General features: G+C 71.9%; 22 protein-coding genes. 8 read left to right on the top strand and 14 right to left on the bottom strand.

Annotation, left to right across the window (positions count from 1 at the left end; genetic code table 11):
- Positions 1–38 precede the first annotated feature (38 nt).
- The 3 genes from GCL84_RS21135 to GCL84_RS21125 all read right to left on the bottom strand — a co-directional run bounded on the left by GCL84_RS21135 (position 39) and on the right by GCL84_RS21125 (position 3,755).
- On the bottom strand, positions 39–1,934 hold the full coding sequence (locus GCL84_RS21135; RefSeq protein ID WP_235926531.1) for a choline/carnitine O-acyltransferase: 1,896 nt from the start codon (positions 1,932–1,934) through the stop codon (positions 39–41).
- 55 nt (positions 1,935–1,989) lie between these two features.
- A complete protein-coding gene (locus GCL84_RS21130; RefSeq protein WP_156757245.1) occupies positions 1,990–2,820 on the bottom strand; it encodes a class I SAM-dependent methyltransferase in 831 nt (276 codons plus the stop codon).
- A 71-nt stretch (positions 2,821–2,891) separates the two neighbouring features.
- Positions 2,892–3,755: a HalD/BesD family halogenase gene (locus tag GCL84_RS21125; protein ID WP_156757244.1), complete on the bottom strand. Its 864-nt coding sequence runs from the start codon at positions 3,753–3,755 to the stop codon at positions 2,892–2,894.
- Positions 3,756–4,113: 358 nt separating this feature from the next.
- Between GCL84_RS21125 and GCL84_RS21120 the strand changes: the two genes are divergently transcribed.
- The 3 genes from GCL84_RS21120 to GCL84_RS21110 are packed head-to-tail and all read left to right on the top strand — an operon-like array spanning position 4,114 to position 6,642.
- Positions 4,114–4,923, top strand: a complete 810-nt coding sequence (locus GCL84_RS21120; protein WP_235926530.1) for a DUF3097 domain-containing protein — start codon at positions 4,114–4,116, stop codon at positions 4,921–4,923.
- 50 nt (positions 4,924–4,973) lie between these two features.
- Complete coding sequence (locus tag GCL84_RS21115; protein WP_156757243.1) at positions 4,974–5,402, top strand: NfeD family protein; 429 nt, start codon at positions 4,974–4,976, stop codon at positions 5,400–5,402.
- Between the two features lie 37 nt (positions 5,403–5,439).
- Complete coding sequence (locus GCL84_RS21110; protein ID WP_156757242.1) at positions 5,440–6,642, top strand: SPFH domain-containing protein; 1,203 nt, start codon at positions 5,440–5,442, stop codon at positions 6,640–6,642.
- A 74-nt stretch (positions 6,643–6,716) separates the two neighbouring features.
- On the opposite strand, the gene GCL84_RS21105 is transcribed toward GCL84_RS21110, so the two are convergent.
- From GCL84_RS21105 to add, 5 genes are all read right to left on the bottom strand, one after another.
- Positions 6,717–7,784, bottom strand: coding sequence for a DNA glycosylase AlkZ-like family protein (locus GCL84_RS21105; protein ID WP_156757241.1), 1,068 nt, complete (start codon positions 7,782–7,784; stop codon positions 6,717–6,719).
- Between the two features lie 267 nt (positions 7,785–8,051).
- Positions 8,052–8,939, bottom strand: coding sequence for a sucrase ferredoxin (locus GCL84_RS21100; protein ID WP_268891376.1), 888 nt, complete (start codon positions 8,937–8,939; stop codon positions 8,052–8,054).
- A 109-nt stretch (positions 8,940–9,048) separates the two neighbouring features.
- Positions 9,049–10,017, bottom strand: a complete 969-nt coding sequence (locus GCL84_RS21095) for a helix-turn-helix transcriptional regulator (RefSeq protein WP_197523407.1) — start codon at positions 10,015–10,017, stop codon at positions 9,049–9,051.
- Between the two features lie 45 nt (positions 10,018–10,062).
- Positions 10,063–10,716 carry an O-methyltransferase gene (locus GCL84_RS21090; RefSeq protein WP_156757238.1) on the bottom strand — a complete coding sequence of 218 codons (654 nt, stop codon included), beginning with the start codon at positions 10,714–10,716 and terminating at the stop codon, positions 10,063–10,065.
- A 9-nt stretch (positions 10,717–10,725) separates the two neighbouring features.
- A complete protein-coding gene (gene add / locus GCL84_RS21085) occupies positions 10,726–11,688 on the bottom strand; it encodes an adenosine deaminase (RefSeq protein ID WP_328618784.1) in 963 nt (320 codons plus the stop codon).
- 110 nt (positions 11,689–11,798) lie between these two features.
- On the opposite strand from add, the gene GCL84_RS21080 reads away from it, so the two are divergent.
- Entirely contained in the window at positions 11,799–12,203 is a 405-nt protein-coding gene (locus GCL84_RS21080; RefSeq protein WP_156757236.1) for an STAS domain-containing protein, read from the top strand.
- 20 nt (positions 12,204–12,223) lie between these two features.
- Here GCL84_RS21080 and GCL84_RS21075 read toward each other — a convergent pair whose 3' ends face one another.
- On the bottom strand, positions 12,224–13,339 hold the full coding sequence (locus GCL84_RS21075) for a methyltransferase (protein WP_156757235.1): 1,116 nt from the start codon (positions 13,337–13,339) through the stop codon (positions 12,224–12,226).
- 450 nt (positions 13,340–13,789) lie between these two features.
- Between GCL84_RS21075 and GCL84_RS21070 the strand changes: the two genes are divergently transcribed.
- The 3 genes from GCL84_RS21070 (at position 13,790) to GCL84_RS21060 (ending at position 16,837) form a co-directional block, all read left to right on the top strand.
- Positions 13,790–14,767 carry a tyrosine-type recombinase/integrase gene (locus GCL84_RS21070; RefSeq protein WP_156757234.1) on the top strand — a complete coding sequence of 326 codons (978 nt, stop codon included), beginning with the start codon at positions 13,790–13,792 and terminating at the stop codon, positions 14,765–14,767.
- A gap of 9 nt (positions 14,768–14,776) precedes the next feature.
- Positions 14,777–15,697, top strand: a complete 921-nt coding sequence (locus GCL84_RS21065; protein ID WP_197523406.1) for a pseudouridine synthase — start codon at positions 14,777–14,779, stop codon at positions 15,695–15,697.
- Positions 15,698–16,090: 393 nt separating this feature from the next.
- Positions 16,091–16,837, top strand: coding sequence for an HAD family hydrolase (locus GCL84_RS21060; RefSeq protein ID WP_235926529.1), 747 nt, complete (start codon positions 16,091–16,093; stop codon positions 16,835–16,837).
- 21 nt (positions 16,838–16,858) lie between these two features.
- On the opposite strand, the gene GCL84_RS21055 is transcribed toward GCL84_RS21060, so the two are convergent.
- Complete coding sequence (locus GCL84_RS21055; RefSeq protein ID WP_156757233.1) at positions 16,859–17,938, bottom strand: hypothetical protein; 1,080 nt, start codon at positions 17,936–17,938, stop codon at positions 16,859–16,861.
- A 558-nt stretch (positions 17,939–18,496) separates the two neighbouring features.
- Here GCL84_RS21055 and GCL84_RS21050 point away from each other — a divergent pair.
- A complete protein-coding gene (locus GCL84_RS21050) occupies positions 18,497–19,243 on the top strand; it encodes a DUF1206 domain-containing protein (protein ID WP_156757333.1) in 747 nt (248 codons plus the stop codon).
- Positions 19,244–19,246: 3 nt separating this feature from the next.
- On the opposite strand, the gene surE is transcribed toward GCL84_RS21050, so the two are convergent.
- From surE to GCL84_RS21030, 4 genes are all read right to left on the bottom strand, one after another.
- Positions 19,247–20,011 carry a 5'/3'-nucleotidase SurE gene (gene surE / locus GCL84_RS21045; protein WP_156757232.1) on the bottom strand — a complete coding sequence of 255 codons (765 nt, stop codon included), beginning with the start codon at positions 20,009–20,011 and terminating at the stop codon, positions 19,247–19,249.
- Between the two features lie 9 nt (positions 20,012–20,020).
- Positions 20,021–20,950 carry a PfkB family carbohydrate kinase gene (locus GCL84_RS21040; RefSeq protein WP_156757231.1) on the bottom strand — a complete coding sequence of 310 codons (930 nt, stop codon included), beginning with the start codon at positions 20,948–20,950 and terminating at the stop codon, positions 20,021–20,023.
- A gap of 92 nt (positions 20,951–21,042) precedes the next feature.
- Entirely contained in the window at positions 21,043–22,221 is a 1,179-nt protein-coding gene (locus GCL84_RS21035) for an SGNH/GDSL hydrolase family protein (RefSeq protein ID WP_156757230.1), read from the bottom strand.
- 76 nt (positions 22,222–22,297) lie between these two features.
- Positions 22,298–23,860 carry a PucR family transcriptional regulator gene (locus tag GCL84_RS21030; RefSeq protein ID WP_156757229.1) on the bottom strand — a complete coding sequence of 521 codons (1,563 nt, stop codon included), beginning with the start codon at positions 23,858–23,860 and terminating at the stop codon, positions 22,298–22,300.
- Positions 23,861–23,872 lie beyond the last annotated feature (12 nt).

The raw sequence follows: 23,872 nt of genomic DNA, 5'->3' as shown, positions 1-23,872 counted from the left end.
CCCCGGCGGCGGGCGCCGGGGACACGCGACGGGGGTGCCTACTCCGAGGCGAGCAGCTCGCGCAGCTCGTCGATGACCTCGCCGAGCTTGTCGGCGAAGGTGTTCATCTCCGAGGCCACCGAGCGCGGGGTGGACAGGTAGAGGTTGAGGCGGTCGGGGAGCAGGACGTAGGCGATGCCGATGCAGGTCGGGCTGGTGGAGCCGAACCCGAAGTACTGGATGTTGACCGAGGGGGCCGAGCTGGTCGACAGGTAGTCGTCGCGCATGACCGTCCAGCCGGGGGAGTCGAACAGCTCCAGCGGGGCGGTGGCGCCGAGCTGCTCGCCGCGGCGGCGCTGGACCCACTGCAGCTCCCACAGGTGCTGCTCGGGGGCCTGCCCGGCCTGGCACTCCTTGGCGCGGGCGACGTGGGCGGCCGCGGCGGCGCGGAACGCGGCGCGCTTGTCCTCGACCGGCACCGCGGGGTCCTCGACGGCGGCGACGAACGCGAGGACCTCGGGGGTGACCACGCGCATGGCCTCGGTGCGGCCGTTCTGGTACTGGCGGGTGGCGATCGACTCGTAGGTGGCGCCGGTGAACCCCTTGGACCGCTTGTGCGCGAGCTGGAAGGCCATCTGCGCGAACGCGTCGGGCGACATCTTCAGCGACTTGGCCGCGGTGGTGCCGAAGTCGGTGAACGACACGGTGCGGGTGGCGGTGTCGGCGGCGAACTCGGCGAAGGAGCGGCGGGCGGCGGCGATCTCGGCGCGCAGGTCGTCGTCGAGGGTGAACTCGATCTCCTCGACAGGGGGCATGCCCTGCGGGCGGGCCCCGGAGCGGGCCTGGTGCTCGGCGGGGGTGGCGCCGAGGAGGGCGTCGACGAAGGACAGGATGGTGGTGCCGTCGAGCCCGCAGTGCTCAATGTTGATCCCGGCGCGGCCGTCGGCGAAGACCACGAACGACACCGACTTGTCGAAGTAGCGGTTGCCGGAGTCGCCGTGCAGCAGGTGGTCGCAGGCGGCCTGGGTGTCCTTGGGCGCGAACGACTCCAGGTTGACGCAGAACAGCGCGGTCTCGATGGTCTCCACGGCCTCGGCGTTGCCGGGGGCCAGGCCGATGAGCCGGGCGCGGGTGGCGGCCCACTCGGCGCGGGCCTTGGTGGTCAGCGACCCCACGGTGGCGTCGGGGGCGACGGGGTTGCCCCCGGCCTTGACCGCGGCCTGCAGCCCGGCCTCGAGGTCCTGCAGCGAGTAGGGGGCGCCGTCGGGGCCCACGACGTCCATCCGGAACAGGTTGCCCCGGTTGAACACCACGACGTGGCGGGCGGTCGAGGGGCCGGGCCAGTCGTCGGTGTAGGGGACGCGGACGGTGTCCTGCGGGTCGCCGGGGATGCGGGTCTCGGAGAACAGGAACTTGTTCTGCTCCATCGACAGCGCCTGCCCGCGCTGGATGACCGGGGGCACCTCCTCGCGGTCGAGGGCGAGTTTGAAGTCCACGGCCCCGGCGATGAGCCCGGCGGCCCGCTGGAACTGGTCGGCGCCCGCGTCGTCCTGGAAGAGGAAGAAGAAGTTGGCGTTGAGCGCGATCCGGTCCCGGCGGCCCAGGTAGCGCGAGGGCCAGAACTCGTCGAGCCAACTGCGGGTGCCCTCGGCGTCGTTGAACCGGACCAGGTCCGCGTGCAGCACGTGCGCGGGGGAGTCCGGGGCCAGGAACCGCTGCACCGCGGCCTCGGTGGCGGAGGCCTGCTCGGGGGTCAGCAACGGGGCTGACCAGCGCAGGAACCGCGCGCAGGAGTCCTCCACGGTGGGCAGCGGCACCTTGGGCAGGCGCTCCTCGTTGCCGAACGTGCGGGTCGACCAGGCCTGGCTGTCGTTCACTCGAGTTCCCTCTTCTTGCGCGGGAGCCGCGGCGTCGCCGGTGCGCCGCCGCGGCTGGTCGGTCGCGATCATCGTCATCGGTCGCGATCATCATCATCGGGGCTGCGGGCGGCCGCCCGCAACGACCTGTGGGTCACCCCAGGTGGACCGGGACCGCCCCCCGGGGCCGGGACAGGTACAGCTCGGCGTAGAGCCAGCCCTCGCTCTCCAGACCGGTGGGGTCGACGCGGGCGGTGGCGATGGTGTCGAGGACCTGCTCCTGCTCCTCGGCGGAGGAGAAGCGGCGCTGCTTGAACACCCCGGCGACCTTGCTGGTCTCGTAGCCGAGCCCGGCCAGGGCCTCGGCGACCGGCTCGTAGGGGAACATCCTCAGCACGAAGTGCGCCATCCACGGCAACCGGTCCCGCTGGGCGGCGGCCACCCTGGCCAGGGTGGCGTCGGTGACGTAGCCGACGCACCCGGTGGAGAACACCAGGTCGGTGCCCGCGAGCCGGGCGGCCTGCTCCGGGGTCGGGTCGGCGGCCTCGAGGTCGGCGTGCACGGTGTCGTCGAGGAACCCGGCGTCGTGGGCGTAGGCCAGCGCGGGCGCCGAGGCGTCGAACCCGACGTAGCGCACACCGTCGCCGCGGTCGTGGGCGCGCACGAACCGCCGGTCGTCGGCGACCAGCCCGTCGCGGTCGAGCCCGGCGGCGGACTCGCGGGTGTAGCGGGCGAACAGGTCGTCCATCCCGGCGTCGCAGCGCAGCAGGGCGGCGTTGATGCCGTAGGAGCAGCCGATGTCGAGCACCTGCGGGGCTGGCACCCCCTCGGCCTGCCGGTACTCGGCGATGAGCTTGGCGAAGTACGGCTTGGCCAGGTCGGGGATCTGGTAGTCCAGGCCGCGCAGCACGGTGAAGTACCCGCGCGGGTCGGGCGCGGTGTAGATGTCGTCGAAGGTGGTCTTGCCGGTCTCGTCGAAGTCCACGGGCAGGTCTCCTTGGGCCGGGGGTGGGGCGCTCGGTGCGGTGAACTCGGGGGGCCGGGGGCGGCCGGCGGTCAGTCCAGCAAGGTGTCACCGCGCACGGCCCGCCCGGCGGCGTGGTGCTCGGGCAGCACCCGCCCGAACAGCTGCCGGGTGCGCTCGACGCTGCCGATGACCCCGGGGCGCTCGCTGTAGGCGAAGATCGCCGAGTGCCGGGCCACCTGGCCGGTGACGGTGTCCACCCGGTGCAGGGCGAAGCGGCCCTTGAACAGCTGCAGGTCGCCCGGGCGCAACGTCAGCCGCTTGACCAGCCGGGTGTCGCCGTCGAGGACACCGCGCACGTCGTCGAGGTTCTCCTCGGTCTGCGACCGGATGCCGGGGCAGTACTGGAACTCCCCGCCCGCGTCGGCCTCCTGGGTGAGCATGCTGACGGTGAACTCGTTGGTGTCGAAGTGCCACGGGTGCGACATGCCGGGCCGCACCACGTTGAGCACCAGCCCCGACAGCGGGTCGGCGAGCTCGTGCAGGCGGGGCAGCTCGAAGCAGTCGGCGACGAACCGCTGGAACACCTCGGAGGTGTAGAGCCTGCTCAGGACGCCGTGGGCGGGCAGCCGGTCGCGGGCGACGAACGCGTTGCCCTTGACCAGGGTGCGGCGCCCGGGGTGGTCGGCGGGCAGGTCGGCGTCGACGGCGATGTTGTAGGCGTTGACGACCTCGGTGGCGAAGTGCGCCTGGTCCTCGACCGACCGGCCCTCCTCGCGCAACGCCGCCCGCAACCCCGGGCGGATGAAGTCGGCCAGCACCACGCACCCGTCACCGGCCAGACCCGCCCGCGCCCGCGCCACCACCTCGCCCAGCTCGCTCGACCCGGTGGCCCCCAGCGGGTACCGGTCGGTGTCGACCACCTCGTCGACCACCTGGGCGAGGGAGTTGCTCATCGTCGGGTCCCGTCCTCTCCTCGGCGAGTGGGGGCGCCCGGGGATGGCGGCCACGACAAGGCCGACCGGATTAGGCGCACCCCGGGGTTCAAAAGGGGTTTAGCACAACGCGCACAGCCCTATCCATAAATGCGATCGCCTTTGTGACACGACACACGGATAACCCTGTCCGGTGCCTGCGACCTGGCATTCTGCCCGCTTTTCGTTGTTCGAGTACCGCCGAACGGTGGCCGTCGACGATTGTTTTGGCACGGGCATGTCAAATCAAGGAACGGATTTCATCCGCCGCGTCCGCGCGCCACACCCGCCGTCGTGGCGGTGCCGGGCCAGACCGCCCCGGGGCGCTAGCGTGTCCGCCGTGCGCTCCCAGGACTACGGCCGCGACATCCTCTCCGCGCGGCAGCCGAAGAAGATCCCCGAGGTCGCCGCGGAGCCCGGCACCGTGGCCGAGGACCCCGCGTCGGGGTTCTGCGGCGCCGTGGTCGGCTTCGAACCCGGCGCGGTCGTCCTCGAGGACCGCCACGGCCGCCGCCGGGTGTTCCCGCTGGTCCCGGCCGGGTTCCTCGTCGACGGCGCCCCGGTCACCCTGCTCCGCCCCGCCGCCCCCGCCCCGGCAGCGCCGACCCGCTCGGCGTCGGGGTCGGTGCGCGTGCGCGGGCTGCGCGCCCGCACCGCCCGCGAGTCGCGGATCTGGGTGGAGGGCGTGCACGACGCCGAGCTGGTCGAGGCGGTGTGGGGCCACGACCTGCGGGTCGAGGGCGTGGTCGTGGAGCCGCTGTCGGGCATCGACCACCTCGCCGCCCGGGTCGCCGAGTTCGGCACCGGCCCCGGCCGCCGCCTCGGCGTGCTCGTCGACCACCTCGTCACCGGCAGCAAGGAGTCGCGCCTGGTCGCCGACCTCGACGACGAGCAGGTCATGGTCACCGGACACCCCTACGTCGACATCTGGCAGGCGGTGCGCCCCTCGGCCCTGGGCATCCCCGCCTGGCCGGACGTGCCGCGCGGGCTCGACTGGAAGACCGGGGTGTGCGCCGCGCTGGGCTGGGGCGACCCGGCCGACGGGTGGCGGCGGGTGCGGGCCGCGGCCCGCGGGTTCCGCGACCTGGAGCCGCCGCTGGTCGGCGCCGTGGAGCGCCTGATCGATTTCGTGACCGATCCGCAAGGCTAGCCGGGCCCTGTTCGGCCACGCCGTGCGGCAACCTTGTGCATGATGGGGGTATGGCAGCGCTGATCTGGGTCATCCTCGGCATCGTGCTGATCGCCGCCGAGGTGCTCTCCGGCGAACTGGTGCTGATCGCACTCGGCGTGGCGGCGCTGGCGGGCGCGGCGACCGAGGCCGCCTTCGGCCTCACCCTGGTCTCGGCCGGGGTCTTCGCCGCCGTCGCGATCGGGCTGGTCACCGTGGCCAGACCCACGCTCAAACGGCGCCTGCAGACCGCGCGCACCACCGACAACGCCGCCGCGCTGGTGGGGGAGCGGGCCACGGTGCTGACCCCCGTCGACGCCGCGGGCGGCCTGGTGCTGCTGCGCGGCACCGAGTGGACGGCCCGGTCGTTCGACGAGACGCAGGTGATCGAGCCCGGCACCTCCGTCGCGGTCATGCAGATCGCGGGGGCCACCGCCGTGGTCCTCGCCGACGGGCTCTGAGCACAACTCGCAAGTCAAGGCTAGGGAGGACTCCAAGGTGTCGCCGACTCTGATCGTCGCCATTGTCGTGATTGTTTTCGTGCTGGTGGTGGTCGCCAAGGCGCTGCTGGTGATCCCACAGGCGCAATCGGCGGTGATCGAGAGGCTGGGCCGCTTCCGCAACGTGGCCGAACCGGGCCTGAACTTCCTGGTCCCCTTCTTCGACCGGGTCCGGGCCCGCATCGACCTGCGCGAGCAGGTGGTGTCGTTCCCGCCGCAGCCGGTGATCACCAAGGACAACCTGACCGTGTCCATCGACACCGTCGTCTACTTCCAGGTCACCGACTCCCGGGCCGCGGTCTACGAGATCTCCAACTACATCGTCGCCGTCGAGCAGCTCACCACCACCACGCTGCGCAACGTCGTCGGCGGGATGAGCCTGGAGGAGACGCTGACCTCCCGCGACACGATCAACACCCAACTGCGCGGGGTCCTCGACTCCGAGACCGGCCGCTGGGGCCTGCGGGTGGCCCGCGTCGAGCTCAAGGCGATCGACCCGCCGCCCTCCATCCAGGACTCGATGGAGAAGCAGATGCGCGCCGACCGCGAGAAGCGCGCCATCATCCTCAACGCCGAGGGCCAGCGCGAGGCCGCGATCAAGTCCGCCGAGGGCCAGAAGCAGGCGCAGATCCTCTCCGCCGAGGGCCAGAAGCAGGCCACGATCATGGCCGCGGAGGCCGACCGGCAGTCGGCCATCCTCCGCGCCCAGGGTGAGCGGGCCGCCCGCTACCTGCAGGCCCAGGGCCAGGCCAAGGCGATCGAGAAGGTCGTCGCCGCCACCAAGGCCGCCAAGCCCACCCCGGAGGTGCTGGCCTACCAGTACCTGCAGACCCTGCCGACCATGGCCCAGGGCGACGCGAACAAGGTGTGGATGATCCCCACCGACTTCTCCAAGGCCCTCGAGGGCTTCGCCCGCCAACTCGGCGCCAAGGGCGACGACGGCGTGTTCCGCTACGAGCCCTCCACCGCCGAGCCCCCCGCCGCCGACCTGTCCGGCGACGAGGAGGAGGTCGCCTCCTGGTTCGACACCTCCACCGACCCGCGCATCGCCGAGGCGGTCCGCGAGGCCGAGGCGGTGGCCCGCAAGGAGGTCGAGAGCCCGCTCGCGGCCCCGGGCGCGGTGTCGGCGGCGATCCCCCCCAGGCAGGTCAGCACCGGCGAGGCCGCCCAGCCGCCCGCGGTGCGCGACCCGCAGGAGTAAAGACCCCGCACGACCCCCCGAGGCCCCGGTCCAGGCGACCGGGGCCTCGGCGCGTCCGGCCGCCGCGACCCGACTCACCCGTAGGCGACCTCGACCGTGCTCGCGCCACGCGCACCGGCCACCAGCCGCGCCTCGGCCTCCACCTCCCGCCGCACCCGCGCCGACAAGGCAGCGAACGGCTCGACGGTCAGCGCCAACCGCGCACCCGAGAGCCTGGCCCGCCACGTCCCGGCCACATCGGCCCCGACCAACAGCGCCCCGGGACCGCCGATCACCCGCCACAGCCGGGCCCTGGCCGCCTCGTCGGGCACGAGCACCTCCCGGTCACGGCCCTGCAGGAACGGGTCCGACGGCGGCAGCAGCCGCACCACCCCCGGGTCGACCTCCGCCGACCGCACCGCGTCCACCTCGCCCTCGGGCACCCACGCCGCCACCCCCTCCACGTCGACCTCGACCAACCCACCCGGCCACCCCAGCCGCGCCGAGGTCTGCGTCGTGCCCAGGTAGGCCGCCACCGCGGCCACCGTCGACGGGCCGTGCACCCGCAGGTACGCCGCCTGCACCGACCCGACCGCCGCCGAGGGCACCTCGTGGCGGCCCGGCAGCGGCCGCAGCAGCGTCGGCCGCCCCCGCCCGTCCACCTCCACCCCCGCGAACGCCCCCACCAACTGGAACAGGCTGCCGTGCACGTGGGTCGACCCGCAGGGCAGGCAGGCGTAGGAGAACACCGGCGGCAGCGCCGCGGTCACCTCCGCGCTGACCTGCCCACGCGGCTTCTCCTCCGACACCACCGCCCGCAACGCCGAGGCCCCCATCCGCACCGCCTCCACCCCACCCACCCCGGCCTTGCGCAGCGCCGACCCGAACGCCCCCAACCGGGCATAGGCGTCCGCGTCCGACCGCGGCCACAACGCCGCCGCCACCCCCGCCACATCCCCCCGCCTCAGCACGTGCGGCGCCCCGCGCACCGCCCACACCGTCACCGGGTCGGGCACCGACAACCCCCGGGCGGCCAGCGCGACAGCGGGGGAGTGCGCCCCGGCGTCCTGCACCCCCAGGTCCACCACCGCCCCCACCCCGTCGCGCAGCAGCCCGTGCCGCGCCACCCGGTACGCCCGCACCCGCTGTCTGCTCACCCGCATGCGGACATGATGGAGGAGCAGACGCGCTCAAACCTCACCGCCCGCCGGGCCAGCTCGCCCGACACCGGCCCACCCCAGACGGCCACCGGTTCCGGCGCCAGGTCGTCCCTGCCCACCAGCCAGATCGCCGCTCGGCACTCGGGCTCAGGACAGTGCCGTCCCGGGCCGGGAACATCGCCGGCCCGTAGCATCTCCCACCTCGAGCGGCAACACCGACACCACGTCACCGTCGGCGTCCAAGACCACCGCCACCTCACCCCAGGACCATCAGTCGATCCGCTCCACCTCGTACACCGTCGTCGGGACCGCCACGGCGCCACAACTGGCCGGGCGCGCGGGCACAGCACGGGAAACCACCCACACCTTCCACCCGCGCCCGTCCTCATGCCACACCACGACCCGCCACCCACCGTCCTCATCCGCCTCCGGCTCACGCACCCGCAGCACCCCGGGGTCCACCGTGTTGGTCAACCGGCGCACCGCCAACTCAGCCACCTGCCCCACCGCACCCCACGTCGACCGCCCCCGGCACCGCCCGTCCACCACGACCGAGCCACCGACCAGCAGCTCACGCCCCAACCCCACGTCCAACCCCCCGTAGGCGTACCCGGAAGGCAACACCACCCCCGTCGGCGCGAACCGGTGCCCGCCCAGATGACTGGCCTCCCACACCCGCTCCCCGAACTCCGCACCCAACCCCGCCGCCACCGGCCGCCCCCGCACCGCACAGCACACGTCCCGCCGACCGTTCGTGCACACCAGGAGCACCGGCCGCGACAACCCCACCCCGAAACCCCCGTGCACCCCCGCCGCCACCCGCCCGAAATCCAGGTCCAACACCTCCTTCGCCTCCGCCACCACCGCCGAGCGCAACCACGTCGCCCCCGGCACCGTGCACGCCACCAACACCCGGCGCCCCGACCCCACCTCCGACGCCCGCCCGGGACGCCGGACCAACACCACCCGCACCCCCGTCTCCGCCGACCGCGCCACCAACTCCGCGGCCACCCCCTCGTCCAACCCCGACCCCGACACCGCGTCAGCACCCCACGGGCCCGGCTGCTCCACCCCCACCCACGCCACCGCCACCGGCGACGACCCCGCCAACGGCTCGCCGACCACCCGCGCCGCCACCGAACACGCAGTGGGGGACACGGAGCCGGAAATACCCAGGTTCGCCATAGCGGCACAAGACTCTCACGCCCGGTACCGCCGATCGAGTGGTCGCCGGTTACTCAAAGGTCACAATCCTCCGAACAACCCCTCACCCCATGTCCCCCGAACGAGCAGCCCGCCCCAACCGCCCCGCCACCGCCGCCACCGCCTCCCGCAACTCCACAGGCTCCTCCACCTCGAACTCACACCCCAACCACACCATCCACCCCGCGAACCCCTCCCACGACGACGCCCCGGCCACCAACCGACACGACTCCGCGTCCACCTCCTCGATCCGCCCCGCCGTCACCGACACCAACTCCCGCGCCCGCTCCGCGGGCAACCACAACCGCACCACCGCCCGCATCGGATACGCCCGCACCGTCAACCCCTCCGCCGCGTACGCGGCCAAATCCGCAGCAGGCGGCTCCCGAGGCACAAACCGCGGACCCGTCGGCACCCTCGGCTCCAACCGGTCCACCCGGAACGTCCGCCAATCCTCCCGACCCACGTCGAACGCGATCAAATACCACCGCCGCCCCGTGTGCACCAACCGCAACGGCTCCACATCCCGCACCGACGACCCACCCGCGTGATCCCGGTAATCGAACCGCAACCGCTCCTGGTCCCGCACCGCCCCCGCGATCGCCGTCAACACACCCGGATCCACCACCGGACCCGCGAACACCAACGGCGTCGTCACTGACCGCAACGACCGCACCCGACCGCGCAACCGCGACGGCAACACCTGCTCCAACTTCGCCAACGCCCGCACACTCGTCTCCGCCAACCCCGCCACCGACCCCACCGACGCCGACCCCAACCCGATGGCCACCGCCACCGCCTCGTCGTCATCGAGCAACAACGGCGGCAACGCCGCACCCGCCCCCAACCGGTAACCACCCGCCGTCCCCGTCACCGCGTTCACCGGATACCCCAGCGACCGCAACTTCTCCACATCCCGCCGCACCGTCCGATCCGTCACCCCCAACCGATCAGCCAGATCAGCACCCGACCAGTCCCGCCGGGCCTGCAACAACGACAACAACCGCAACAACCGCGCCGACGTCTCCCGCACACCCCCAGCATGACACCCCTCCCGGACAACCCCCGTCCGCAACCATCACCCCGTCACCAACACGTACGCGAACCCATCCCACCCCTTCGACCCCACCGTCTGCACCGCCGACGCCTCCACCCTCGGCTCCGCCGCGATCAACCGGTTCATCTCCCGAATCCCCACCAAGTCCGCCCCCTCACCATCCACCACACCACCCCCACGCACCACGTTGTCCACCACGATCACCGCCCCCGGCGCCGACAACCGCACCGCCTCCACGAAATACACCGGGTTCGACGCCTTGTCCGCATCCACGAACACGAAGTCGAACGGCCCCGACAACCCCGCCAACGACTCCACCGCCGGACCCACCACCACCTCACACACACCCGACAACCCCGCCGCCGCCAAATTCTCCCGAGCCACCACCGCATGCGCCTCCGACAACTCCAACGACACCAACGACCCACCCGGCGGCAACGCCCGCCCCAACCAGATCGTGCTGTACCCACCCAACGTCCCCACCTCCAAAATCCGCCGCGCCCCCCGCGTCCGCGCCAACAAGTTCAACAACCGCCCCTCCGTCGGCGACACGTCAATAGGCGGCAACCCCGCCGCCCGCGCCCGCTCCAACGCCCCCACCAACACCTCGTCCTCCGGCACCAACGCCGACACCAAGTACTCGTCAACCCGCTCCCACTCACGCTCAGCACTCATACCCCCACGCTAAGCCATACCACCGACACCCGCGCCCAACCACGCCTCAACCCCCGCCACCACCTGCGCCTTCACCCCCTCCGGCGCGAACGACGACACCGCCCCACCCACCGCCAACCCCGCCAACTCCGAATCCGACAACCCCAACCCCGACCGCACCGCCGCGAACTCCCCAGACAACGACAACCCCGTCACCAACGGCACATCCGTCCCCAACGACACCACCACCCCCGCCTCCACCAACCGCGACAACGGGTGCTCCGCCCACGACCCCACCACCCCCAACGCCACATTCGACCCCGGACACGCCTCCACCGCCACCCCCCGATCCCGCAACTCAGCCACCACCCCCACATCCTCCAACGCACCCACCCCATGCCCGATCCGCTCCGCCAACCCCACCCGCACCGCCTCCACCACCGACGCCGCCCCACACTGCTCACCCGCGTGATGCACCACCCGCAACCCCGCCTCCCGCGCCCGCGCCAACTCACCCGCGAACCGCACCAGCGAATACCGCTCCTCACCAGCCACACCCACCCCCACCACCCACTCACACCCCAACGCCAAATCCACCGTCCGCGCCATCCGCGCCACCGACCGCCGCCGCGAATGGTCCAACACCACCCGCACCCCCAAACCCGTCACCGCCACCCCACGCTCCAACCCCGCCACCACCCCCGCCAACGGCATCCCCACAGCCCCCAACCGCTCCTCGTGCGACGCCGCCGTGAACGTCACCTCCACCCACCGCACCCCATCCGCGGCCTGGTCCACGCAGAACTCCTCCGCCACCCGCGCGAAATCCTCGAACTCCCGCAACAACCCCTTCACCAGGTCAGCCCGCCCCGCGAACTCCCGAAACCCCCGACACGGCCCCACCACCGACGGCGCCACCACCCCGTACTTCGCCGCCAAAGCCACCACCGTCGACGGCCGCACAGCACTCTCCAAATGCACATGCAAATGCACCTTCGGCAACGCCACAACGTCTCGCACACCTCAATCACACCACCCACGGCAACCTTTAAACCCCCACCACGCTCCCGGACAACAGAACCACCCAAACCCGGAGGCACCCCGTGGCCCTGCACTTCCCCCGCATCCCCCTCGACACCGAACGCACCCTCACCACCACCACCGAACGCCACACCGGCACCACCACCATCACCGCCGACGGCCGCATCGACCTCGCCACCGAAACCCCCTGGCACGACGCCGTCATGACCGCCGCCACCACCGACACCGGCCCCCTGGTCATCGACCTCACCACCGTCACCCACCTGAGCTGGGCCAGCACCGCCGTCCTCGCCCGAGCCCACCGAGCCTGCACCCGCCGCGGCCGCACCCTCACCGTCCAAGCCAGGGGAGCGGTCCTCACCACCCTCCAGACCGCCTCCCTCACCCAACACCTCACCATCGTCCCCACCACCAACCCCACCACCGTCCCGCACCAACGCAGCGCCACCGGCTGGCTCATCGCCTGACAACACCGCAGGTCAACAACTCACCCCCTGACCCCAAGCCGCCACAACGACGTCACCTCCGCAGCGCGCGCAACGTGCAAAGGATCAGCAACATCCCCAACCCGCGAATGCCGCGGCCTCGTGTCAATCCTGTCCACCACCCACAACCCCGCCGCCTCGAAACCCGCCAACAACTCCTCACGCGTCCTCAACCCAAGATGCTCAGCCAGATCCGACAACACCAGCCACCCCTCACCACCCGGCTCGAGATGCGCGACAAGCCCCTCCAGAAAACCCTGCAACATCCCACTGCCCGCGTCGTAGACGCCCTGCTCCACAACCGAGGTAGGCCGAGCCGGAATCCACGGCGGATTGCACACGACAAGACCCGCGCGCCCCTCCGGGAACAACCCAGGACCCACAACATCAACACGCTCGGCGAGACCCAACCCACGCACGTTCTCACGCGCGCAAACCAGGGCACGCGGGCTGATATCCGTACCGACGACGTGCTCGACACCCCGACGGGCCAAGACGGCCGCGAGCACACCCGTCCCCGTACCAAGATCGAACGCAGACCGAACCCGGGGGAGTGGCGCCTGAGCGACGAGGTCGACGTACTCACCCCGAACGGGGGAGAAGACACCGTAATGCGCATGGACACGGGCACCCAGAGCCGGGACCTCCACACCCTTCACACGCCATTCATGCGCCCCGATCACGCCCAACAGCTCCGTCAGCGACACGACCACCGACCCCGGCAGCGGGCCATACGCCTCGACGCACGCCTGACGCACATCAGGAGCCCGACGCAGGTCCAACCGGAAGTCCTCGTCGAGCAGGACCAGGAGCTTGCCCAGCACACGCGCGCGGTGACCGCGCGCCCTGCGGTGCAGGTGGAAGGTCTCCGCGGGGCTGTCACCTGGCTTGGGCGGCTTCCGGTCGACGCGGCGGCTCATCGCCTGCAGCAGTTGACGGGCGTTGTGGAAGTCGCCCCGCCACAGCAACGCGGTGCCTTCGCAGGCCAGCCGATGCGCGGTGTCGGCCTTCATGGCGTCGTCCGCGACGACGACGCGGCTCGGGGCGGGTGCGGAGCTCTCGGAGTGCCAGTGCGCGGAACAGGCGGTGTTCGTCTCGGTCCAGTGGACGGTGGACACCAGAGACTCCTCGTGAGCGAACGCGAACCCGTGACGCATGAGGCTCGCACAGGCGCAGGGGGAGCCGTTCACCTGGGCCCACGAACTCTAACTTTACATAATGTCGATTATCGAACTTAAGACGTCAGTTCTCTGACCTGCGGAGAGAGGTCTATCGGGCCGCCGTGGATCATCCTGCGGGCACCCTGAGAAGGTTCGCATCGAGTGCCTGCGTCCCCCGCGGGCGTGCCCGTGGGGTCGCGATGGCGCGGCGCGGGCCGACCAAGAGGGTGCGAAATCGTGAGAGAACGACTCTGACAGCACTCTGCGGGAGCCTCTTGGGTTGGCCACTCCACCGGCCACCCGGTCCGCGGTCGAACGTATGTTTGATGGATAATCGCCCTTATCCATCATTCACACGACCCGAGGTCCGGTGATCACGATGTCGGTGGGGACCGGTATGACAGTGCTGTGAAGGTGAGTGAGGCACGGGACGCGTTCTTCGTGGCGCGGCGGTCCAGGAAGGACTCGCCGCACACCACGGCGGCCTACCGGCGGGACCTGGCCGGGGTGGGCGCCGAGGTGGCGGCGGTGCTCGGGGTCGACGACGTCGGCGAGGTGGAGATGGGTGAGCTCTCGGCGCGGGTGCTGCGGGAGGCGTTCGGGGAGTTCGCGGACTCGCACGCGAAGTCGTCGGTGGCGCGGGCGTGGTCGACCTGGAACCAGTTCTTCCAGTTCTGCGTGGCCGACGGGCTGGTGGCGGGCAACCCGATGGGGGCGATCGGGCGGCCGAAACCGGGGGCCCTCTCCCCCAAGCCGCTGCGCGGTGAGGACACGCCGGAGCGGCTGCTGAGCGCGGTGGCGGGCGGGGCGCGGCGGGCGCGGGCGCCGTGGGCGGAGCGTGATGTGCTGGTGTTGGCGTTGGGCCTGGTGGCGGGGTTGCGGGCGTCGGAGATGCGGGCGTTGCGGCGGTCGTCGGTGGTGGGGCGGCCGGGCGAGCGGCGGTTGTACGTGCGGGGCAAGGCGAGCCGGGAGCGGTCGATCCCGATCGAGGCGCCGTTGGAGCGGGTGGTCGAGGTGTACCTGGCCTCGTGCGAGCGGCGGTTCCCGGCGGTGCGGTTCGACGAGGACAGCCCGCTGGTGTTGGGGAACTCGGGTGCGGGCATTGGGCGTGGCGGGTTGGATTACCTGGTCAAGCAGTGTTTTCGACAGGCGGGTTTGCACGACCGGGTGCCCGCTGGGGCGAATCTGCACGCGTTGCGGCACACGTTCGCGACGCGGTTGGCCGAGGACGGGGCGAACGCGGTGGAGATCATGGTGTTGTTGGGGCACGCGAGCCTGAACACCTCGCAGGGCTACATCGATGCGACGGGCCAGGAGCGGCGGGCGGCGGCGGCGGCGAATCGCACGTACCGGGCGTTGGAGGGGTTGGGTGGGGGGTCCGAGTAGGTTGGGTGGGTGGGTCGTCGGAGGTTGGCGTCTCCCCTGCCGCAGCGGCACGGGTTGGACGCGGCGCGGTTGCGGTTGCCGGATGAGGGTCCGTGGGTGACGGTGCTGGAGCACCTGGTGGAGCGGTTGCCTCGGGTGGAGCCGGGGCGGGTGGAGCGGATGCTGGTCGAGGGGCGGATCGTGGGGGTGGATGGTCCGGTGGCGGTGGACGCGCCGTTCGTGCCGGGGATGTTCGTGTGGTTCCACCGGGATCTGCCGGTGGAGTTCGAGGTGCCGTTCCCGTTGCGGGTGGTGCACCGGGATGAGGACATCGTGGTGGTGGACAAGCCGCATTTCCTGGCGTCGATTCCGCGGGGCAAGCACATCTTGCAGACGGCGTTGGTGCGGGCGCGGCGGGAGTTGGGGTTGGCGCAGTTGAGTCCGGCGCACCGGTTGGACCGGGTGACGGCGGGGTTGTTGATGTTCGTGGTGCGGCCGGAGTTGCGGGGCCGGTATCAGGTGTTGTTCCGGGATCGGTTGGTGCGCAAGGAGTATGTGGCTGTGGCTCCGGTTGATCCGGGGTTGGTGTTGCCTCGGGTGGTGCGGTCGCGGATCGAGAAGGAGCGTGGGGTGATCCAGGCGGCGGAGGTCGCTGGGGAGGTGAACGCGGAGACGTTGGTGGAGTTGGTGGGTGTGCGGGGTGGGTTGGGGTTGTACCGCCTCTCCCCCGCTACTGGGCGGACGCATCAGCTTCGGTTGCACATGGCGTCGTTGGGGGTGCCGATTGTGAATGATGATTTCTACCCGGTGTTGACCGAGCGGCCGTTGGATGATTTCTCGCGGCCGTTGCAGTTGTTGGCGCGGGTGTTGGAGTTCCGTGATCCGGTGTCGGGGGTGGAGCGGCGGTTTGAGAGTGGGTTGTCGTTGTCGGAGTGGGATGCGGCTGGGTGAGTGGGGGCTGGGCATCCTGGGTCTTCGTGGCCCTGGTGGGTGCTGCTCCCCCGGTGTCAGGTGTGGTGTCGCAGCCAGGGGCGTGCGGTGGCGAGGTGGTCGGTGGTGATGCCGGTGCGGGGGTCGATGGGCAGCAGGTGGGTGGGGTGTCGCGGCGGCGGGGTATTTCCAGTCGGGGGTGTCGGGGAGGGAGAGGACGGGCAGGGGGTGGGAGGCCGAGGGCGGGACTGATGTGGGTGTTGGCGAGGTGTTCCCAGGTGGTGGCCCAGGCGAGTTCGGCTCCGGTGTCGGTGGCGAGGGCGTCCGTGGTCGGGGTTGAGCCAGGTGCGGTGGGTGCGGCGGCGGGGCCAGCGGGTGAGGGGGATGTTGTGTTGGGTGTAGCCGGGTGGGCGGGTGTTGGCGGCGAAGGGGTTGAGGGGGCCGTCGACGTCGAGTAGGACTAGGGGGCGCGTGCGGGTTAGGTTAGGTGTGTTGACGGAGGGGGTTGTGGTGGTGGGGATTCGGGCGGTGGTGTTCGACTGGCGCGGGACGTTGGTGACGACGTTGAGTGAGCGGGCGTGGGTGGAGGAGGCGTTGCGGTTGGTGGGGCGTGCGAGGGCGGTGGAGGAGGTGTTGGCGGCGATCGGTCGGGCGGATGGGGTGCCGGGTCGGTTGGGGGCGGTGGGGGTGGATTGTGGTGCGCGGGTGCACCGGGAGGTGTATTTCTCGGTGTTCGCGGACGCGGGGCTTGATGGTGAGGTGGCGGAGGCGTTGTACGCGGTGGAGTCCGATCCTGGGTACAACGTGTTCGCGGTGGATGTGGCGGAGACGTTGGCGGCGGTGGTGGCGCGGGGGTGTCGGGTGGCGGTGTTGAGTGACATCCACTTCGACTTGCGGCCGGTGTTCGCGGCGGCGGGGTTGGGTGGGTTCGTGGATGTGTTCGTGTTGTCGTTCGAGCGTGGTGTGCAGAAGCCGGATCCGGCGATCTTCTTGGCGGCTGTGGCGGAGTTGGGGGTGGAGCCGGGTGCGGCGTTGATGGTGGGTGATCGGGCCTCGCATGACGGGGCGGCGGTGGAGGTGGGGATGCCGACGTTGTTGGTGCCGCCGTTGGTTGATCCGCGGGTGCGGCGGTTGGGGTTGGTGTCGGGGGTGGTGGGGTGAGTGGTGGCCGCTCCCCCGGTGTCAGAGGCGGCCGGTGGGGAGGTGGCCCGCGGTGAGGGCGGCGACCTGGTCGGGGGTGAAGGGTGGGGTGAGGAGGGGGTGGTGGGTGGCGTAGCAGCGGAACATGTCGGCGATGTAGTGCATGCGGTCGGGGAGGTCGGACCAGTCGCGGGCGGCGGTGTCGGCGAGGTTGTCGGGGGTGGGGTCGACCTGGTGGAGCAGGGCGAGGAGTTCGGGGTTGGTGAGGTGGGCCAGTGGGGGTGGGAAGGGGGTGGTGAGGTCGTCGCTGAGGTCGAGGTGGGTGGTGTCGGGCAGGGTGAGGGTCATGAGGAGGGTGGTGATGGCGCGACGGGTGTGGGTGCGGGCGAGGTTGGTGAGGGTGTCGGCGGCGGTGTGCAGGGGTGTGGGGAAGGGGATGTGGCGCAGGAGGGGCCAGTGGGTGGGGATGGGGGCGGCGAGGGCGGCGGCGATCTCGGGTTGCAGGCGGGTTTGTTCGTGCGGGCCGATCTCGATGTTGGCGAGGAGGATGAGTTCGGCGCGGGTGCGGGGGTCGTCGGTGTGGCGGGCGTGGTGGTAGCGGGTGAAGGCGTTGGCGAGGTGGTCTTGGCCTTCGGGGGGTGGGCCGGGGCGCAGGGTGGCGCGGAAGGCGGCGAGGCGGGTGTGGTCGGGGGTGGTCTCGTCGGCGAATTCGGTGAGGAAGCGGGCGAACTCGTGGGCGATCTCGGTGAAGACCTTGAGGTTGCCCGCGGCGGCTGCGGTGCTGGCGGTGTCGAGGCGGGTGAGGGTGGCGATGGCGCGGTGGGCGAGGTGTCGCACTCCCCTGGGCAGGGCGTGCGGTAGGGCTCGGGTGGCCAGTCGGGTGAGTGGGGTGGTGGCGAGGAGGCGTTCGGTGAGGCGGTGGGGGTCTTCTTGGCGGATGGTCTGGCCGACCTGCTTGGAGGCCCAGACGGCGAAGGTGCACCAGGTGGCGGTGCCGCGGGTGTGGTGGGCCATGGCCAGGGAGAGTTCGTGGTAGCAGTGGGTGATCATGAGGTTGCGCAGCACCGGGTCGGGGTGTGCGGCGATGCGCGCGACGTCGTCGGTGGTGGGTGTGGGGGGCATCGCCGGGGTTCCTTCCGCTGGTCCACGTCGGGAGTCGCGGTTGGGGCGTGTGGCGTTGGGGGTTTCGGTCTCGGGGCTGGAGGTATGTAACCGGTCAGGTCCCGAGTGGAGGAGGGTGACGGTGGTGGTAGGGGTGTTTCCGTTCGGTGTGCGGCGCAGGTATGTGGTGCCGTTGTTGGCGGTGGGTGTGTGGCCGGGGCGTGCGCGTGTGGAGGTTGACGGGGGTGGTTTGCGGGTGGACTTCGGGGTGTGGCGGGTGCGGACGCCGTTGGAGAACGTGGAGTCGGTGCGGGTCAGCGGTCCGTTTTCGTGGTGGCGGGCGGTGGGGGTGCGGGTGTCGTTGGCTGACCGGGGGTTGACGTTCGGCAGTTCCACGGGGCGGGGTGTGTGTTTTTCGTTTCGTGAGCCGGTGCGGTTGTCGCCGTTGGGGGTTTCGTCCCATCCGGGGTTGACGGTGACGGTGGCTGACCCCGAGGGTTTGGTGTCGCACGTCGCGCGGTTGCGGGTCGGGTGAGGGTGGGGGTCCGCCCGGCGTTACAGGTGCTTGGCCGGGTGGGGATGGTGCTGTACGGGGTTGTGCACGTGGTGATCGCATGGTTGGTGGCGCAGGTGGCGTTGGGTGATCACAGTCGAAAGGCTGATTCCAAGGGGGCGTTGGCGGAGGTGGCGGGGACGGCTGTGGGGCCGTTGGCGTTGTGGGGTTTGGCGGTGGGGTTGTCGTTGTTCGTGGTGTGGCAGGTGGTGGAGGGGGTGTGGGGGTTCACCTTTGTGCGTGGGTCGCGCAGGCGGGCGGCCAAGCGGGTCGGTGCGGGGGCGCGGGCGGTGACGGCGGCGACGATCGCGTATTCGGCGTTCCAGTTCGCCTCGGGTCGGGGTGGTGGGGACAGCACGGGCACGCAGCGGGAGTTGACCGCGCGGGTGTTGGTGTTGCCGTTCGGGCAGGTGTTGGTGGGTGCGGTGGCTGTTGGTGTGGCGGTGGTGGCGGTGGTGGTGCTGCGCAAGGGGGTGAAGAGGTCGTTCGAGCGTGATCTGGACCTGTCGGAGCTGCCGGTGGGGAGCCGGTGGGTGGTGGAGCGGGTCGGGCGTGTGGGGTGGGTCGGCAAGGGTGTGGCGTACGCGGTGATCGCTGTTGTGTTGGGGGCGACGGCGGTGACGGCGGACGCGGGGCGTTCGGGTGGGTTGGACAACGCGTTGCGCGCGTTGGCCGCGCAGCCGTACGGGGTGGTGGTGTTGGGGGTGGTGGCGGTGGGTTTCGCCGCGTTCGGTGTGTATTGCGTGGCCGCGGCGAAGGCGCACCGGGGGTGAGGGTCAGTCGGGTAGGCGCAGGTCGGGGGTGGGGGTGTCGGCGACCGATTGCACGGGGCTGACGGTGGTGTGGCGTTCGGCGAGGAGGGCGGCGTCGGTGCCGGGTTCGAGCGGGTCGTCGACGACGGTGTTGCCGACGAGGACCGAGGCGTCGTCTTGGCGGGTGACGTCGCTGCGCACGCGGCCTTGGGCGGCGAGGCGGGCCCAGCGGGGTGGGCGGACCTGGTGCAGGGGCAGGTCGGGGATGTTGATGTTGAGGACTTGGGCGGGGGCGAGGTCGGTGGCCAGTGGCAGCAGGGTGGCCAGGACCGCTTCGGCGGTGTCCCAGTGCGGGGCTTCGACGGGGTTGAGGGGGACGTCGAGGGAGACGGCGATGGCGGGGGTGCCGTTGATGGAGGCGGTGAGGGTGGCGCCGACGGTGCCTGAGTGCAGGATGGCGCGGCCGACGTTGGCTCCGTGGTTGACCCCGGACAGCAGCAGGTCGGGTGGGGTGCCGAAGGCGCCGTGGCAGCCGATGAGGGCGATGAGGGCCGGGTGGGCGGCGACGGCGTGCGCGGTCACGTCGGGCAGGCCGGGCAGGGTGGTCGGGCTGGTGGTGACGTGGCGGTCGGTGGTGGCGGCGGTGAGTCCGGCGCTGGTGCCGGAGGCCTCGACGTTGGGGGCGGCGACGGTCACCGACCAGCCCAGCTTGGCGGCGCTGCGGGCGAGCACCGCCAGGCCGGGTGAGTCGATGCCGTCGTCGTTGGTGACCAGCACGTGTGGGGGCATGCCTTTGTCCTACCCCGCGGGGGCGATCTCCACACGGTCGACGAGGGCGCGCACGGCGTCGCCGCTGCCGCTGCCGAGGCCGTGGCGGGTGACGTTGAGGGCGCCCGCGGCGGCGCCGAGGCGCAGGGCGGCCTCGGTGTCGGCGCCTTGGGCGAGTGCGGCGGCCAGGCCCGCGGTCATGGAGTCGCCGCCGCCCTTGGAGTCGACGGGGGCCAGGGAGGGGCCGGTGACGAGCAGTTCGGCGTCGTCGCTGACGGCGAGGGTGGGGTCGGCGGCGCGGGAGACCACGACGAGGCCGACGCCGAGGTCGAGGAGTTCGCGGGCGGCCTTGGTCAGGTCGGGCACGGAGTCGGAGGCGGCGCGGCCGTCCTCGACGAGTTCCTCGTGGCTGATCTTGACCACGGCGGGTTTGCCCTCCAGTGCGGCGTTGAGCCGCTCCCCCGCCAGGTCGACGATCACCTGGCAGCCGTTGGCGCCCAGGTCGGCGGTGAGGCGTTGGTAGACCGAGACGGGCACGACCTCGGAGTCGGCGTCGCCGACCGAGCCGCTGAGCACCGTCACCCCGGAGGCCAGGCCCGCGACGACGGCGCGCTCGTAGAGGTCGTCGACCTCGTGCCGGGTCAGGCGGTCGGGGAGTTGTTCGAGCAGGACGCTGCGGTCGCCGTCGCGGCGGTCGTGGATGTAGGCGCCGTTGCGTGCGGTGACGTCCCTGGCCTCGACGGTGAGGTCGGGGCCTGCCATGAGGTGGCGCAGCACGTGCCCGGTCTCGCCGCCGAGGGCGCAGCACAGCACGACCGGGGAGCCCAGGGCGGTGATCATCCTGGCCTGCCAGATGCCCTGTCCGCCCGCGTGCAGGTGGGTGTCGGGGCTGCCGTCGAGGTCCTCGACGGTGATCGTGAGCGTGGGCGACGGCGCGAACACGCATACCTGCTTGGTCATGTCGGGTTAAGTACCCGTCAGCGCCCGGTTCACACCTTTCGGCGGTTTAGTCCGGCGGACCGGGTCCTGACCGGTCGTCGTCGGCGCCCGGCCTAGCGCGAGGCGAACGGGCCGCCGTCGCCGAAGGCCAGGTCGGTGAAGCGCTGGCCGATGCGGGTGTGGGTGGGCGCGTCGGGGTGCAGGTCGTCGGGGAGGGGGAGTTCGGCGGTGTCGGCGGGGCCGTAGAGGTGGAGGCCGTCGAGGAGGTGGAGGGCGGGGTCGGTGCGTTGGCGGGCGGTGACGAGGTCGGTGAGGGTCTGGCGGACGACGGTCAGGGTGAGTTTGCCCGCGGCGCGGTCGGCGGGGTCGCCGGTCGCGCGGAAGCGGAGTGTTCCCGCGCGCAGGGCCTCGAGGTCGATCGCGCCCGGGCCGGGGGTGTCCTCGTGGATGGGGCACAGCAGCGGGGTCACCACCAGCAGCGGGGTGTGCGGGTGGCCGTCGCGGATGGTGTCCAGGAAGCCGTGCACGGCGGGGCCGAGGGCGCGCAGGCGCATCAGGTCGGCGTTGACCAGGTTGATGCCGATCTTGACGCTGATCAGGTCGGCGTGGGTGTCGCGGATCGTGCGGGCCACGAACGGGTCCAGCAGGGCGTTGCCGCTGAACCCGAGGTTGAGCAGGTCCACCCCGGCGGCGCGCGCCGCGGTCGAGACCCACGTCCCGGTCGGCCACGCGGCGTTGGACCCCTGGCTGATGGAGCTGCCGTAGTGCACCCACCTGCGGCGCCCGCGGTCGCCCACGGCGGCCACCGGGGCGTCCGTGCGCAGTTCCGAGACGCGGGTGGTCTCGTTGTGCGGCAGCCAGATCTCCACCTCCTTGTCCGCCGCGGGCAGGCCGGCGAAGCGCAGCACCCCGGACTCGCCCGCCCGCCGCTGGGCCGCCCCGGTGCCCATGTCGACGGTCACGACATCGCCTGCGTCCACCGACGCCGACCCCGCCACCTCGCCGTCGACGACGAGCACGTACACCCCGGCCGGGCGTGGCGGCGCCCCCGCGTACACCGTCCGCGTCGGGTGCACGACCGCTTCGACCACCGTCGCCGCCGTGCGCAGCGCCAGCCGCACCCCCGAGGGCTGCGACTGCGCCATGGCCAGCCGTTCGTCGCCGGACTGCTCCACCGCCCACCGGGGCAGGCGGTGCGGTAGCAGACCGTGCTCGGTCGCCTCCAGCTCCACGGCCCCGAGGAAGAACTCCTCGGTGACCGCCGTGGTGACCCTGTTCTCAGACGCGCTCATGCCCCACCTCCTACCAGACGCGGGAGTCCACCACGCGACACGGGCAGGTGCGGTGCGGCCCCCGGGCTGGTGCCGCTCAGCCCCGCGCTCGTCCGAGCAGGGCCAGTTGGAGTTCGAGCAGCAGCCGGTCCCCGGGGTCGGCGAGGGTCAGGCCGGTGATCTGCTCGGCGCGGCGCAAGCGGTAGCGCAGGGTGTTGGGGTGGACGGTGAGGTCGGTGGCCGCGGCGCGGGTGTCGCCGTGGTGGGTCAGGTGGGTGTGGGTGCTGTGGACGAGGTCGGTGGCGTGGTCGCGGTCGTAGGCGGCCAGGGTGGTCAGGCGGGGGTCGTGCAGGTCGGGGCGGGTGGCCAGCAGGTCGAGGATCTCGCCGAGCAGGACGGCGGTGCGGGACTCGGCGAGGGTGGTGACGCGGGTGTGCGCGGGGGTGGCGTCGAGGACGCGGTCGACCTCGGTGCGGGCAGTGGCGACGTGGGCCAGGTCGGGGACGGGCAGGGCGATGGCGGCGCGCAGGCGGGTGGCGCGGGTGGACTCGAACTCGTCGACGAGGTGGCGGGTCCAGGCGGTGACGGCCTCGGCGGTGGTGTAGCCGGGCAGCAGCAGGTAGGCGCGGTCGCCGATGACGGTGACCAGGGAGTCGCGGCGGAACGCGCTGGCCAGCAGGCGCAGCGTGTTGCGCACCGGGGCCACGCCGGGGGTCTCGGCGGCGAAGCCGACCACCGCGGCGCGGCCGGTGTGCGGCAGGTTCAGCGCGCCTGCCAGCGAGGGGGCGTCGACCCCGCCGCCCCGGGCGCCGAAGAGCCGCTGGATCAGCACCGCTTCGGTCGAGGGGGCCTCCAGGTCGCGCAGGATCGTGCGGGCGGCGATCGCGGCCGCGCCGCGCAGCACCTCCTCGGCCTCGGCGGTGAACGGCTTGTCGCCCTGCTGCACCCAGATCGAGCCCAGGTAGGTCGGCGGCTGCCGGATGCTGACGACCAGCCTGCGCCGGGTGCCGAGCCGGTCGTGGGCCGGGACGTCCACGACCTCGTCGCCTGAGCGAAGCCGGTCGAACACACCCCAGTCGCGCAGCGCACGCAGGTAGTCCGGCGGGCCCTGCCTGCCCAGGATGGACAGCGTCCGCAGCTCGTCGGCGCTGTCGTCGGAGGCCGAGTAGGCCAGCACCCGGGACTGGGCGTCCTCGATCGAGACCATCCCGCCCGCGTCCCGCGCCACCGCCTGGGCCAGGTCGAACAAGTCGGTGCCCGCCAACTCGGGGTCGCAGGCGCGGCGGCGCGAGCGGTCGAGCACGCCCTGGACCATCGGCAGCAGGTGGTCCCAGCGCGCTTGCGGGTGCACGGCCACCAGCGCGACACCGGCGTCCCGGGCGGCGGCCCGCACGGGCTCGGCCGCGACCTTGGTCATCACCGCCCGCGGCCGGTGCCCGGCGCCTGCCAGCCACCGCGCGGTCTGCTCCGCGCTGACCCCCACATGCAGGTGCAGGTCCGCCCCCGACCCGTCCCCCACCAGGTCGGCGGCCTCCACCAACGCGACCGAGGCCACCGTGACCTCCACCCCGCCCAGCGCCTCGAGCACGGTCGAGTCCAGCGCCCGGACCAACTCCCCCACCGTCACACCGGCCACGCCCACCTCCAGGTCTTTGGCCAACCATACAAACAA

The sequence above is a fragment of the Actinokineospora pegani genome (genome assembly GCF_009745975.1).
In the GTDB taxonomy this organism is placed as follows: Bacteria; Actinomycetota; Actinomycetes; order Mycobacteriales; family Pseudonocardiaceae; genus Actinokineospora; species Actinokineospora pegani.
The sequence above is the reverse complement of the archived record's forward strand: the minus strand, read 5'-3'. Positions and strand labels throughout refer to the sequence as shown.

Bases quoted from the DNA above. Each gene is read 5' to 3' on its own strand.
- surE (WP_156757232.1), bottom strand. From the start codon at position 20,011: ATGCCCCCACACGTGCTGGTCACCAACGACGACGGCATCGACTCACCC.
- GCL84_RS21040 (WP_156757231.1), bottom strand. From the start codon at position 20,950: ATGACCAAGCAGGTATGCGTGTTCGCGCCGTCGCCCACGCTCACGATC.
- GCL84_RS21090 (WP_156757238.1), bottom strand. From the start codon at position 10,716: ATGAGTGCTGAGCGTGAGTGGGAGCGGGTTGACGAGTACTTGGTGTCG.
- GCL84_RS21125 (WP_156757244.1), bottom strand. From the start codon at position 3,755: ATGAGCAACTCCCTCGCCCAGGTGGTCGACGAGGTGGTCGACACCGAC.
- GCL84_RS21055 (WP_156757233.1), bottom strand. From the start codon at position 17,938: ATGCCCCCCACACCCACCACCGACGACGTCGCGCGCATCGCCGCACAC.
- GCL84_RS21115 (WP_156757243.1), top strand. From the start codon at position 4,974: ATGGCAGCGCTGATCTGGGTCATCCTCGGCATCGTGCTGATCGCCGCC.
- GCL84_RS21050 (WP_156757333.1), top strand. From the start codon at position 18,497: ATGGTGCTGTACGGGGTTGTGCACGTGGTGATCGCATGGTTGGTGGCG.
- GCL84_RS21135 (WP_235926531.1), bottom strand. From the start codon at position 1,934: ATGACGATGATCGCGACCGACCAGCCGCGGCGGCGCACCGGCGACGCC.
- GCL84_RS21105 (WP_156757241.1), bottom strand. From the start codon at position 7,784: ATGCGGGTGAGCAGACAGCGGGTGCGGGCGTACCGGGTGGCGCGGCAC.
- GCL84_RS21035 (WP_156757230.1), bottom strand. From the start codon at position 22,221: ATGAGCGCGTCTGAGAACAGGGTCACCACGGCGGTCACCGAGGAGTTC.